The organism is Pseudomonas sp. PNPG3 (assembly GCF_023093815.1).
GTDB classification, from domain to species: Bacteria; Pseudomonadota; Gammaproteobacteria; order Pseudomonadales; family Pseudomonadaceae; genus Aquipseudomonas; species Aquipseudomonas asiatica.
This window is the reverse complement of the sequence record NZ_JALLKV010000288.1, coordinates 1-253: the sequence shown is the minus strand read 5'-3', so window position 1 is coordinate 253 and position 253 is coordinate 1. Positions and strand designations below refer to the sequence as shown.

The 253-nt window shown below is 64.8% G+C and carries 1 protein-coding gene; it reads right to left on the bottom strand.

The annotated features are described in order from the left end of the window. Window positions 1–253 (bottom strand): hypothetical protein (locus MJ643_RS31085; RefSeq protein ID WP_247727365.1); only part of this gene is annotated, 253 nt, incomplete at both ends.

Genomic DNA, 253 nt, shown 5'->3' with positions numbered 1-253 from the left:
CGAATAGACTGACACAGCGCCGCCGTGGTCGACGATCTGGCCGAGCAGGAGGACGCTCTGGGCCGTGGTTTGCGTTGTTGTGTCGACGCCGAGCGACGGTGACGCGACACCAGGTGTGCCATAGAGCGCGATGTTCGCACGCGCGTCGGTGACGACGGAGGCGCCGGCGCCAAGCGCGATGTTGTTCGAGGCAAGGGTGAGATTGACAGGCGTACGCAAATCGTCCGCCAGCGTCTCCAGCGGAAATAGCGGC